Source organism: Duganella vulcania (assembly GCF_009857655.1).
Classification (GTDB): Bacteria; Pseudomonadota; Gammaproteobacteria; order Burkholderiales; family Burkholderiaceae_D; genus Rugamonas; species Rugamonas vulcania.
The window spans coordinates 1-12646 of record NZ_WWCX01000014.1; the positions used below are offsets into that span (position 1 = coordinate 1).

Annotated in this window: 11 protein-coding genes; 8 read left to right on the forward strand and 3 right to left on the reverse strand. The window is 65.6% G+C overall.

Features of this window, described 5'->3' with window-relative positions:
* Positions 1 to 4 precede the first annotated feature (4 nt).
* The 4 genes from hrpA to GTP90_RS11180 all read left to right on the forward strand — a co-directional run bounded on the left by hrpA (position 5) and on the right by GTP90_RS11180 (position 6014).
* On the forward strand, positions 5 to 3991 hold the full coding sequence (hrpA, locus tag GTP90_RS11165; protein ID WP_161083679.1) for an ATP-dependent RNA helicase HrpA: 3987 nt from the start codon (positions 5 to 7) through the stop codon (positions 3989 to 3991).
* A gap of 77 nt (positions 3992 to 4068) precedes the next feature.
* Positions 4069 to 5256: an extracellular catalytic domain type 1 short-chain-length polyhydroxyalkanoate depolymerase gene (locus GTP90_RS11170; RefSeq protein WP_254451822.1), complete on the forward strand. Its 1188-nt coding sequence runs from the start codon at positions 4069 to 4071 to the stop codon at positions 5254 to 5256.
* Positions 5257 to 5366: 110 nt separating this feature from the next.
* The gene (locus GTP90_RS11175) at positions 5367 to 5654 is read left to right on the forward strand and encodes a type II toxin-antitoxin system RelE/ParE family toxin (RefSeq protein WP_161083596.1); all 288 of its coding nucleotides are present in this window, start codon (positions 5367 to 5369) and stop codon (positions 5652 to 5654) included.
* Between the two features lie 6 nt (positions 5655 to 5660).
* Positions 5661 to 6014, forward strand: a complete 354-nt coding sequence (locus tag GTP90_RS11180) for an addiction module antidote protein (protein WP_161083681.1) — start codon at positions 5661 to 5663, stop codon at positions 6012 to 6014.
* Here the strand turns inward: GTP90_RS11180 and GTP90_RS11185 are convergent.
* Positions 5950 to 7203 (reverse strand): putative Na+/H+ antiporter, encoded by a 1254-nt coding sequence (locus GTP90_RS11185; protein ID WP_161083597.1) that lies wholly within the window; start codon positions 7201 to 7203, stop codon positions 5950 to 5952. The two genes, GTP90_RS11180 and GTP90_RS11185, sit on opposite strands and share 65 nt — an antisense overlap.
* Positions 7204 to 7341: 138 nt before the next feature.
* Here GTP90_RS11185 and imuA point away from each other — a divergent pair, with 138 nt between their 5' ends.
* The 4 genes from imuA to GTP90_RS11205 all read left to right on the forward strand — a co-directional run bounded on the left by imuA (position 7342) and on the right by GTP90_RS11205 (position 11330).
* Positions 7342 to 8061 carry a translesion DNA synthesis-associated protein ImuA gene (gene imuA, locus GTP90_RS11190; protein WP_028819599.1) on the forward strand — a complete coding sequence of 240 codons (720 nt, stop codon included), beginning with the start codon at positions 7342 to 7344 and terminating at the stop codon, positions 8059 to 8061.
* A complete protein-coding gene (locus GTP90_RS11195) occupies positions 7991 to 9469 on the forward strand; it encodes a Y-family DNA polymerase (protein WP_161083598.1) in 1479 nt (492 codons plus the stop codon). Before imuA ends, GTP90_RS11195 begins: the two co-directional genes overlap by 71 nt.
* A 43-nt stretch (positions 9470 to 9512) precedes the next feature.
* Complete coding sequence (locus GTP90_RS11200; RefSeq protein WP_161083599.1) at positions 9513 to 10268, forward strand: alpha/beta hydrolase family protein; 756 nt, start codon at positions 9513 to 9515, stop codon at positions 10266 to 10268.
* 69 nt (positions 10269 to 10337) lie between these two features.
* The gene (locus GTP90_RS11205) at positions 10338 to 11330 is read left to right on the forward strand and encodes a thioredoxin fold domain-containing protein (protein ID WP_161083600.1); all 993 of its coding nucleotides are present in this window, start codon (positions 10338 to 10340) and stop codon (positions 11328 to 11330) included.
* Between the two features lie 3 nt (positions 11331 to 11333).
* On the opposite strand, the gene GTP90_RS11210 is transcribed toward GTP90_RS11205, so the two are convergent.
* Both GTP90_RS11210 and GTP90_RS11215 read right to left on the reverse strand, forming a co-directional pair.
* A complete protein-coding gene (locus tag GTP90_RS11210) occupies positions 11334 to 11681 on the reverse strand; it encodes a hypothetical protein (RefSeq protein ID WP_028819595.1) in 348 nt (115 codons plus the stop codon).
* 57 nt (positions 11682 to 11738) lie between these two features.
* Entirely contained in the window at positions 11739 to 12608 is an 870-nt protein-coding gene (locus tag GTP90_RS11215; protein ID WP_371875043.1) for a sensor domain-containing diguanylate cyclase, read from the reverse strand.
* Between the last annotated feature and the right edge of the window lie 38 nt (positions 12609 to 12646).

Sequence of the window (12646 nt, forward strand, 5' to 3'; positions counted from 1 at the left end):
CGCGCTGCCGCCGCCGCGCCGCGAGGGCCGGCCGCCGCGCCTGACGCCCGAGGAACTGGCCGCCCGCGAAGCCGAACGCGCCTTCCGCAACCCGCTGCCGCCGATCACCTACCCTGAAGACCTGCCGGTCTCCGGCCGCCGCGACGAAATCGCCGAAGCGCTGCAAGGCCACCAGGTCATCATCGTCTCCGGCGAGACCGGCTCCGGCAAGACCACCCAGCTGCCGAAGATCTGCCTGGAGCTGGGCCGAGGCCAGAAAGGCCTGATCGGCCACACGCAGCCGCGCCGGATCGCCGCCTCGTCCACCGCCAAGCGCATCGCGCAGGAACTGGGCACGCCGCTGGGCGTCACGGTCGGCTTCAAGGTGCGCTTCGCCGACACGCTGACCAAGGGCGCCTCGGTCAAGCTGATGACCGACGGTATCCTGCTGGCCGAAACGCAGACCGACCCGCTGCTGAAGAACTACGACACCATCATCATCGATGAAGCGCACGAGCGCAGCCTGAACATCGACTTCCTGCTCGGCTACCTGAAGCAGTTGCTGCCGCGCCGCCCGGACCTGAAGGTGATCATCACCTCCGCGACCATCGACGCCGACCGCTTCTCGCGCCACTTCGGCACGCCGGAGAAACCGGCGCCGGTGATCGAGGTCTCGGGCCGCCTGTACAAGGTGGAAGTGCGCTACCGCCCAATTGAAAGCGACGTGCAGAATCCGGCCGTGGCCAACGCCGAAGGCAAAGGCCAGCGCACCGCCGCCGCCCGCGAAAAGCGCGACCTGATGGACGCCGTGGTCGACGGCGTCGACGAACTGGCGCGTCTCGGCTCGGGCGACGTGCTGGTGTTCCTGCCCGGCGAACGCGAAATCCGCGACGCCGCCGAAGCCCTGCGCAAGCACCATCCGCCGCACGTGGAAATCCTGCCGCTGTTCGCCCGCCTGTCGGCCGAGGAGCAGGAGCGCGTGTTCAAGCTGACCAACGCGCGCCGCATCGTCCTGGCCACCAACGTCGCCGAAACCTCGCTGACCGTGCCGGGCATCCGCTACGTGGTGGACGCTGGCCTGGCGCGCGTGAAGCGCTACAGCTACCGCAACAAGGTCGAGCAGCTGCAGATCGAACCGATCGCGCAATCGGCGGCCAACCAGCGCGCCGGCCGATGCGGCCGCGTGGCCGATGGCGTCTGCATCCGCCTGTACGAAGAGCAGGACTTCCTGCAACGGCCCAAATTCACCGAGCCGGAAATCCTGCGCTCGTCGCTGGCGTCGGTCATCCTGCGCATGAAGTCCCTGCACCTGACGGACGTGGAGACCTTCCCGTTCATCGAACCGCCGCTGGCGCGCGCCATCGCCGACGGCTACCAGCTGCTGCAGGAACTGGGCGCGGTCGACGAATACAACCAGCTCACGCCACTGGGCAAGAAGCTCGCCAAGCTGCCGCTGGACCCGCGCGTGGGCCGCATGATTTTGGCTGCGCTGGACAACGTCTGCCTGGACGAGATGCTGATCATCGCCTCCGCGCTGTCGGTGCAGGACCCGCGCGACCGGCCGATGGAGCACCAGCAGGCCGCCGACGAGGCGCACAAGAAGTTCGCCGACGAGAAGTCGGAGTTCCTCAGTTATATCAAGATCTGGAAATGGTTCGAAAACGCGATTGAGCACAAGAAGACCAATCGCCAGCTGATGGACAACTGCCGCACCAACTTCCTGTCGCAACTGCGGCTGCGCGAGTGGCGCGACGTGCACTCGCAGCTGCTGACCATCGTCAAGGAGCAGGGCTGGCGCATCAACGAAACCCCGGCCACGTACGAGAACCTGCACCTGGCGCTGCTCACTGGCCTGCTGGGTAACATCGGCTTCAAGAGCGAGGACGAACCGGGCGCCGGCTACCTGGGCGCGCGCGGCATCAAGTTCAACATCTGGCCGGGTTCCTCGCTGCTGAAGAAGCCGGGCAAGTGGATCATGGCGGCGGAACTGGTCGACACCACGCGCCTGTACGCGCGCTGCGTGGCGCAGATCCAGCCGGAGTGGCTGGAGAAGGTCGGCGGCCACCTGCTGAAAAAATCGTGGGGCGAACCGCGTTGGGAAAAGAGATCGGCGCAGGTTACCGCGTCCGAACGCGCCACGCTGTATGGGCTGGTGGTGTACAGCCAGCGCCGCATCAACTACGGCTTGTTCAACCCGGTGGAGGCGCGCGAGATCTTCATCCGCGATGCGCTGGTCGGTGGCGACTACGAAACGCGCGCGCCGTTCTTCGCGCACAACCATAAGCTGATCAAGGAAATCGAAAACCTTGAGCACAAGTCGCGCCGCCTCGACGTGCTGGTGGACGATGAACTGATCGCCGCCTTCTACGACAAGCTGATTCCGGCCGATGTGGTCAACGGCGCCGGCTTCGAGAAGTGGCACAAGGATGCGACGGCCGCCGAGCCGAAGCTGCTGTACCTGAACCGCGACGAATTGATGCGCCACGAAGCGGCCGGCGTGACCACCGACCTGTTCCCGAAGATGATGTCGGTGACGGGGCTGGAGATGCAGCTGACCTATCACTTCGAACCGGGCAGCGTGCGCGATGGCGTGACCATGGCCGTGCCGCTATACGCCTTGAACCAGCTGCCGCGCGAGCGTTGCGAGTGGCTGGTGCCGGGCATGTTGAAGGAGAAGGTTCACCTGCTGCTCAAATCCCTGCCGCAGAAGCTGCGCCGCCATTGTGTGCCGCTGCCGGACTACGCCGCCAAGTTCTGCGAGCGTGTGCACGAAGCGGGCGTGTTCGGACGGGGCGACTTGATCGACGCGATCATCGCCGACATCCGCGCGCAGATCACCATCTCGGTGCTGACCAGCGACTTCAAGCCGGAGACGCTGCCGGCGCACCACTTCATGAACTTCAAGGTGATCGACGAGCACGGACGCCAGCTGGAGATGGGCCGCAACCTCGCCACGTTGCAGGCGGAATTCGGCACACAGGCACGCGAGAGCTTCCAGAAGATGGCCGAGTCGTCGGGCGGGCAGGGCGTGAGCATGCGCGCGTTGGGCACGGGCGGCAGCGCAGCGCCGTCCGCGTCGGCGAAAGCCGGTGCGCCAGCGGCGGCGCAAGGCAAGGGCGCGCAGGCGACGGCCGCCGCGCCGACCGCCACCAGCGGCATCACGCTGACCGGCCTGACCTCGTGGACCTTCGGCGAGCTGCCGGAGCTGCTGGAAATCGCCCAGGGCAAGCTGACGCTGATCGGCTTCCCGGCGCTGGTGGACAAGGGCACGCACTGCGACCTGGAAGTGTTCGACGATCCGACCGTGGCCGCGCGCACGCACCGCATCGGCCTGCGCCGCCTGTTCGCGCTGCAGATGAAGGACCAGATCAAGTTCATCGAAAAGAGCATCCCCGGCCTGCAGCAGATGGGCATGCAGTTCATGAGCATGGGCACGCAGGAAGAGCTGCGCGAACAGATCATCAACAAGGCTCTGGACATCGCCTGCTTGCAGGATCCGCTGCCGATCGACGCGGCCAGTTTCGCCAAGCGCAAGGACGAAGGCAAATCGCGCCTGGTGCTGCTGGTGAACGAGATCGCGCGCCTGCTGTCGCAAGTGCTGACCGAGTTCCACGGCCTGCCCAAGCGCCTGCAAGGGCTGCCCGCGCAGGCGGCGGCCGACATGCAGTCGCAGTTGCAGGGATTGGTCAACAAGCGTTTCCTGTCGGAGAACGAGTACAGCCAGCTGTCGCACTTCCCGCGCTACCTGAAGGCGATGAACGTGCGCATCGAGAAGCTGCGCGGCGACCCCGCGCGCGACGCCAAGCTGATGGCCGAATGGCAGCAGGCCGCGATGCTCTACCAGCGCGCCAACAAGGACAAATCGGCCGGCAAGAACACCGATCCGAAGATGGTGGAATTCCGCTGGATGCTGGAGGAGTTGCGCGTGTCCCTGTTCGCGCAGGAGCTGCGCACGCCGATGCCGGTATCGGCCAAACGGCTGCAGAAAGTATGGGAGTCGATGCAGCGCTAAGCACCTGTTATGCGCGCTGGCGCACGCAGGCTGGGGCGGGTTTCAAGTAGACTTTATCGCAACAGGAGAACGCCGCGATGAAGAAAGCCGCCAGCAGTTTGTTGCGCACCTTGGTCCGCTCGGGGACGCGGCAAAGCCGCTCCGTCAGCAAGCTCGTGACGGCACTGTTCAGCGCCCCTGCCGCCGCCAAGCCCAAACGAAAACGCAAGCCCGCCGCCAAGGTGGCCAAGCCGGCCAAGCCGGCTGCCCCACGAGTGCGCGTCGCCACGCCACTCGCCGCGCCGCGAGTTCGCACCACGCCGCCCGCAGCGCCAGACGCCACGATCCGCCGCAGCGCCGCTCCATCGCCCGCCGCACACGTCCCGCCGTCGCCGGGCAAATGGCTGGCATCGCACTACGCCACCCCGACACGCCGCATGAGCTACTGGCTCTACCTGCCAAACAATCCGCCTGAAGAAACGCAACGCAAAGGCCTGCCCCTGCTGGTGATGCTGCACGGCTGCCACCAGACCGCGACCCAATTCGCACAAGGCACGCGCATGAACCAGTGGGCCGAGCAAATGGGCTACGCCGTGCTTTACCCGCAGCAACTGGTCAGCGTGCAGGCGCAACGCTGCTGGAAATGGTACGACCGCGCCACGCAGGAAGGTGGCGGCGACGTCCCCACCATCGTCGGCATGATCGGCAAGGTGATGACGCAATACGCCATCGACCGTTCGCGCATCTACATCGCCGGCATCTCGGCCGGCGCCGGCATGGCCAACATCATCGCGCTGAATCATCCGCAATTGTTCGCCGCCGTCGGACTGCATTCAGGCCCGGTCTTCGGCGCGGGCCACAACACCATCGGCGCGCTGGGTGTGATGCAGCACGGCGCCGCCACACGATCCGAGGCCGCCGCACAAGAAGTGCTGACGCGCCATCCGCAATTCCCCGGCATGCCCGCGATCCTGATCCAGGGCGAAGGCGACCAGGTAGTCCGACCGATCAACCAACTCCAGCTGCTCCGCCAAAGCCGGTTGTTGAATAACTTGTCCGCCGCACCGAAGATCACCCACAAGCCTCAAGGACGCGGAGGCCGCCACAACGCCCACCAACTGCACGATTTTTACGAAGGCAGAAAATTGCTGCTACGCGTCGCCCGGATCGCCGACCTCGAGCACGCCTGGAGCGGCGGCGACCCCGCACTAGCCTTCAACGCCAAAGCCGGCCCCGATGCCAGCAAGATGATGCTGGAATTTTTCTCACGCCATCGGCGCACCTGATGCATATCATTGAAGTTCGCAGTTGCTCATTCTGATGCCGAATGATGGGATAAAATCGTCCTTGTCTTGGTGTATCCCATGGAATACAATCAGATTAGGCCCTCTGGAATATGGATATCCTTCAGACCGAACTTTTTAGTTCATGGTTTCGTTGCCTGAGAGACCGTAGAGCCCGTACCTACATTCAGGTACGTATTGATCGAGCGGAGGACGGCAACCTGGGCGATCATAAGTTTGTAGGAGATGGCGTTTCCGAGATGCGTATCGATTATGGTCCCGGATATCGCCTGTACTACACGTTCCGAGGTGCTTCGCTGATTATTTTGTTGGCGGGCGGAGATAAATCGTCCCAGGCCAAGGACATCGTAGCTGCGCAAGCGCTGGCACAACAACTGTAGGAGGTCATAGTGGAGCTGAAATTAAAAAAATGGGATAGTGCCGAACATCTTCAGACCAAAGAAGACATGGCTCTGTACTTTGAGGTTTGCCTTGAGGAGGCGGGCGATGACGTGGCGTTCATTGCCAAGGCGCTTGGCAACATCGCCCGTGCCTACGGGATGACGCAACTTGCCAACGAGACTGGCATGGGCCGCGAAAGTTTATATAAAGCCCTGTCCGCCGATGGCAATCCAAGCTTCGCGACCATCCTGAAAGTCGTGCGCGCGCTTGGATTGAAATTCCACGTCGGAGTGCTTACAGCAGAAAAGCCAGCGCAGCCACGATCGTCGGCGCCAGCGCGCCGGCCAGCAGGCCGATAGCGCCTATCGATTCATCCTGGAAGCCGCGCCGCAGCAGCGAGACGCCGGCTGGATTCGGCGCGTTGGCGATCACCGTCAAGCCGCCGCCGGCCACCGCGCCAGCCACCAGCATGTATTGCGACTGCGCCGAAATCCCCTGGATCAGCGAACCGAGATAGGTCAGCGCGGCGTTGTCGGTAATCGCCGTCAGCCCAAGCGCGCTGAAGAACAGCGCCGTCGGCGGCAAGCTTTCGACGATGGGCTGCAACCACCATTGCTGCATGCCGCCCAACACCACCAGCCCGGCCAGGAAGAAGCCCACCAGCAAGCCCTCCTTGATGATCAGCGGATTCTGGTAGCGCTGGTAAGCCTGCGTGAATCCCAGGAACAGCATGAAGATGCCGAGGAACAGCACCGGATGATGGCCCAGCAGCACCACCGCCGCCAGGAAGGCCAGGTGGATCGCGGTGACCGCCAACGGCACCGCCGGCGCCGCAGCAGCCTCAGCCGACGGCGCGGCCGGCGTCCGCAGATGTTTGCGCAGCATGAAAGTGACAGCGGTCGCGTTGATGGCCACCGCGACGGCCGCCTTCCAGCCGAAATGCGTGACCATGAAAGCGCTGTCCCATTGCCAGGTGCCGGCCACCATCAGCACCGGCGGCGCGGCGTAGGCGGTCAGCGTGCCGCCGATCGAGACGTTGACAAACAACACGCCCAGTGCGCCGTACTTCAGCCACTCCGGCATGCCGTCGCGGAACACCAGCGGCGCCAGCATCAGCGCGGCCAGCGTCATCGCGGCCGGCTCCGTGATCAGCGAACCGGTCAGCGGCACCAGCGCCAGGCCGAACCACACCAGCGCCAGTTCGACCCGCATCGGCAGCAGCTTCGCCAGCACCAGCAGCAGGCGCTCCATGATGTCGAGCACCGGCCGCGAGGCGGCCACCACCATCACGGTGAACACGAACAGCGGCTCGGTGTATTGGCGCGACTCGGCGTAATGGACGGCCGCCTCGCCACCGCTCAGCAGCGCGATGGCGGCGATCAGGATGAAGGCCCAGAAGCCGAACACCACCTCCACCTCGCCCAGCAGGTGGAACAGGCCCGCGTGGCGCGGGTGGCGGTGCGACAGGATTTCAAAGGATTTGGCCGCGAAAGTGTGCAGCAGCGCCAGTCCGAACAGGATGGCGCCGACCAGTTGAATGGTTTGCAAAGGATGTCCTTATTGTTAAGTTGCCTGAACCACATGGTACAGCATGGGGCGCACGATACAGAGATCGGCCTTGCCAAAAGCCGCCGCAAATAGTACTGTGTATTTGTACAGTATTTGCGGTAGAATCCCATCCACACCATGAGCCGATCCGCCACCTCTTCAGCCACCCTGGCGCCCGAAGCCGTCCACCCATCGTTATGGCTGGCGTCGCAACTGGCGCACAGCGCCACCCGCTGCGCCGACACCGGCTTTGCCGCCTTGTCGGCCCAGCTGCCGGGCGGCGGCTGGCCGCTGGGTGTGCTGATCGACCTGCTGGTGCAGCAGCACGGCATCGGCGAGCTGCGGCTGTTGCGGCCGGCGTTGCTGGGGCTGGGCAAGCGGCCCATCGTGCTGCTGCAGCCGCCGCACGCGCCGCAGGCATTGGCGCTGGCCGCGCTGGGGCTGGAACCGTCGCAGCTGGTGTGGATACGCAGCGGCGCCAAGAGCGGCGACGCTTTATGGGCGGCCGAACAAGTGCTGCGCAGCGGCTGCTGCGGCGCGCTGCTGCTGTGGCAAAACCACGCGCGCGGCGAAACGCTGCGCCGCCTGCACCTGGCGGCGCAAAGCGGGGACACGCTGTTTTGCATGCTGCGTCCGCTGGCCGCCGCGCAGGATGCCTCGCCGGCGCCGCTGCGGCTGTCGCTGCACACGGCGCCGGGCGGCGTCAACATCGGCTTTGTCAAGCGACGAGGGCCGCAGCGCGACACGCCCTTGTTCTTGCCCCTAACCCCATCGCTCTTACAACGCCATGCGCCTCTGGATCGGACTACACCTGCCACGGCTCCCGCTCGAAGTATTCTGCCCGCGCTGGTCGGCTGACCACTGCACCGTGGTGCTGGAGCAGGAGCGGGTGGTGGCCATGTCGGCGCTGGCGCGGCAGGCCGGCGTCGAGGCCGGCATGCGGCGCGGCGGCGCGCTGATGCTGGCGCCGCAATCGCAGTTCCAGCAGCGCGCGCCGCAGCTGGAGGCGGACGCGCAGCACGCGGTGGCGATGGCGCTGCTGCAGTTCACGCCGCAGCTGGCGCAGGCGGAGGAGGGCACGCTGCTGCTCGACATCGGCGCCAGCCTGCGCCTGTTCGGCGGCATCCGCGCGCTGTGCCGGCAGGTGGCGGCCAGCATGGAGGCGCTTGGTTTCACGGCCTGGCTGAGCTGCGCGCCCACCGCGCGCGGCGCCTGGCTGCTGGCCCGCAGCAACGCCGGGCGGGCCTTGACGATGGACGCGTTAGTGCGGCGCATGGACCGCTTGCCCTGCAGCCTGCTGCCTCCGGCTCGGCCCTACCTGAGCTGGTTGGAAGGCATCGGGTGCTTGACGCTGGGTGAGATGCGCCGCCTACCGCGTCCCGGCTTGCAGCGCCGCTGCGGCCGCGCCTTGCTGGACATGCTGGACGACGCCCACGGCGAGCGCGCCGAGATGCACCAATGGCTGGAGGCGCCGGCCAGCTTCCGCGCCAGGCTGGAATTGTTCGACCGCGTGGAAAACGCCGAGGCGCTGCTGTTCGGCGCGCGCCGCCTGTTGCAGCAGCTGACCGGCTGGCTCAGCGCGCGCCAGTTCGCGGTCGAGCGCATCCGCCTGCTGCTGGAGCACGAGCGCGGCAAGGTGGCCGGCCCGCCGACCGTGATCGACATCGTGCTGGCCGAGCCGACCTGGCGCGATGAGCATCTGGTGCGGCTGCTCAAGGAGCGCCTGGCCAAGCAGGTGCTGGATGCGCCGGTGATCGGCCTGTGCCTGGAGGCGCCGCAGGTGCAGCCGATGGCGCCGCCGAGCGACTCGCTGTTCCCCGAGCCGGGCGGCAGCAAGGAGGACTGGCAGCGCCTGCTGGAACTGCTGACCGCGCGGCTGGGGCCGGAGAACGTGCTGCAGGCGGCCCCGCGCGCCGACTACCGCCCCGAGCAGGCCAATGCCTGGGTCAGCGTGCAGGAAAAAATCCGTCCGGCCGACGCCCGCGCCCAGCTGCCGCCGGACATGCCCAGCCTGCCGCGTCCGGCGTGGCTGCTGGCCAAGCCCATCCCCCTGCTGATGCGCGACCACCGGCCCTACTACGGCTCGCCGCTGAAGATCATGTCGACCGGTGAGCGCATCGAGGCCGGCTGGTGGGGCGCCATGCAAACCCGCGACTACTTCATGGCCGAGGGCGAGGACCACGCCCACTACTGGCTGTACCGCGAGCGCACCGGCCACGAGGGCGAGCAGTCGGCGCGCTGGTATCTGCACGGTTTGTTTGGTTAAATAGCGTCTGCCATCAACCACGGGACAGGGACAAGGACAGCGCATGCGATCACATCGACAGGAATTCCACGGCGCCGACGGCCAGAAGCTGGCCGCGCGGCTGGACGTGCCGGACGGCGCCATCCGCGCCTACGCCTTGTTCGCCCACTGTTTCACCTGCGGCAAGGACGTGTTTGCCGCCAGCCGCATCGCGCAGGCGCTCACCGAGCATGGCTTTGCCGTGCTGCGCTTCGACTTCACCGGCTTGGGCGCGAGCGAGGGCGAGTTCGCCAACACCAATTTCTCGTCGAACCTGGCGGACCTGCTGGCGGCGGCCGCCTACCTGCGCGCCAGCCACCAGGCGCCCAGCCTGCTGATCGGCCACAGCCTGGGCGGGTCGGCGGTGCTGGCGGTGGCTGGCGATGTGCCGGAGGCCAAGGCGGTGGTGACGCTGGCCGCGCCCAGCCATCCGGTGCGCGTGACGGGTCTGTTCAGCCAGCACCTCGACCAGATCGCCGTCGAGGGCGAGGCGCAGGTGCAGCTGGCGGGCAGGCCTTTCCGCATCCGGCAACAGTTTGTCGAGGATGCGGGCGGGCACAATTTGAAGGTGAAGATCGCGGCCCTGAAGCGGGCCTTGCTGGTGATGCACGCGCCGGGCGACGACACGGTCGACATCAGCAACGCGATGGAGATTTTTACCGCCGCCAAGCATCCGAAAAGCTTCATCTCGCTCGACAGCGCGGATCACCTGCTGACCGACCGCGACGACGCCGTCTACGTGGCCAACCTGATCGCGGCCTGGAGCGATCGCTATATCTGAATAACGTTGATATATAATATTTTCTTTTGTTTAATTCCCGGCGACGCCGGCACATCAGGGATATTAGCGATGAACGTATTCAAACAGAGCATCGGACAGTGGCGCGTACTCGGCGCCGTCATGGGCTTGGCTGGCGCGCTGCTGGCGCCGCCCGCGCAGGCGGATGGCCGCAGCGCGACGCACAACCTGCTGGCCAATATGGCGCGCGCCAACCGGACCTTGGGCATCACCGAAAACAATAGCCGCGCCATACCGACGCTGGTGCGCGGCATGTACGTGTTGAACGACAACACGGGCGCGTTCGTCGGCATCATCAACGAAGCGGGCACGATCTACGGCGACATCAACGGCTTCCAGGTGCTGAGCACCACCACCACCCCGCCACGCAAGATGACCGGCGAAGAGCTGCGCGATCTGCAGCAGGAAGTGCTCGCGGCCATCGATTACGACAAGCTGATCAAGGTCAGCTACGGCGATGGCGGCGGCCGCAAGATCGTGCTGTTCTCGGCGGTCGACTGCGGCTTCTGCCAGCGCTTCGAGCAGGACTTCATGAAAAAAGGCAGCGGCGTGAACACTACTTTCTACGTCGTGCCGATGTCGCTGCAGGATTACAGTGGCGGCGTGGCGAAGTGGCAGACCGTGTCGCGCATCTGGTGCGCCGACAACAACACCGCGGCGTGGAGGAAGTATTGGACCACGCTGGACGCGGCGCCAAGCCATGGCTGCGAATTCGATCCCAAGAATGCCGAGCAGGCGGCGCGCTATCTGAAGCAGGTGCTGGCGGCGGTGGGCAGCCGCGCCGGCGGTACGCCCAGCTTTGTGCGTGAAGACGGCTCCATCCTGAACAACAAGGCCGATATGGATCTTGCCTACATGAAGAAGACCTTCGGCGCTGAAGCCATGCCCAAGCTGGCGGCGCCCAAGCCGGCGCAGTGGCTGGTGGCGGCGGCGGACATGCCCTCCGATGCGCAGCAGCCCGCTGCCGTCCAGCCGGGCGAGCAGCAGCAGTCGAAGAAAATCAAGATCGACGTGAAGGATGCGTTGAAGAAGTTATTTAACTAAGGCTTATTCGTCGCCGAATTCTTCGGCGAGGTCTTTCCAGCCCTTGCCGGCGGCGAAGGTGTTGAATTCGTCCGGCGCTTCCAGCACCAGCAGCTTGCTTTCCTGGAGCACGGAATCGCCGGCGGTCAGGGCCGGGCCCTTGTAGCCGACGGTGCGCAGTTGCGCGACCACGGCGTCGATCAGCGATTTGTCCTTGTGCAGGCCGCTGATCGAACCGGAAAAGTCCACATACACGTCGATCGCGCCGTAACCTTCGTCGAAGATGCGGATCGCCTTGGCGTCGTGGGCACGGCCGGAGCCGTCGGTGGCCTTGAAAGGGCCGCTGAGTTGGATGTCGGTGTCTTTGTTCATAGCGCTCAGCATACACCAAAATCCGCAAACGCCAAGGCCGGGCCAGGGCGGGGCAGCCTAGCGCGAAACGGTGTTGCGCCCCAGGCGCTTGGCCCGGTACAAGGCCTGGTCGGCCTGTTCGTAGACCTGCTCCTGGCTCAACGCCGCGTCCGGCGCGATGAAGGCCAGCCCCAGCGACAGCGTCACATGGCCGCTCGGCGCGTTGCCCTGGTGCGGGATGCGGCGCGCCGCCACGTCGGCGCGGATGCGCTCGGCCAGCACCTGGCTTTCATCGGCGCTGTTGCTGACGAACAGACAGGCGAACTCGTCGCCGCCGATGCGGAAGCACAAATCGCCCGGACGGTTGAGCGCGTGGCGCATGGCGTCGGCCACCGCCTTGAGCACCTGGTCGCCCCGCGGGTGGCCGTAGCTGTCGTTGTATTCCTTGAAGCGGTCGACGTCGATCAAGAGCAGCGTCAGCAGGCGCTGGTCGCGGCGGGCGCGCTTCAGTTCCTCGCCGAAGCGGATGTTGAGGTAGCGGCGGTTTTTCAAGCCGGTCAGCTCGTCGGTCACGCTGTCGATCTGCGCGGCCTTGGTGTCCGTGATGTCGGTCGAGACGGCGCAGGTGGCGTAGACCCGGCCCTCGTCGTCGAGCAGCGGGAACTTCACGGTCATGTAGGTGTGCAGCGTCTTGTCTCGATGGTAGACCGTTTCCTCCTCATGGATGGCGCGCCGCTCCAGCGCCGCCGTGCGGTCGTTGCGCCACAGCTGTTCGGCGATCTCGCGCGGGAACAGCTCGAACACGTTGGCGCCGACATAGTGGGCGGCGTCGTAGCCGTCGAGGATGTCGAAATGGCGGTTGGCCATCGTGATATTGCCTTGCAAATCCTTGGTCGATATCAGGATGGGAGCGTTGTCGAGCAGGGCGTGGAAAATGCGGTCGGACACGCGCAGCTGGTCTAGCTCGGTGCGCGGTGGAGGGCGGG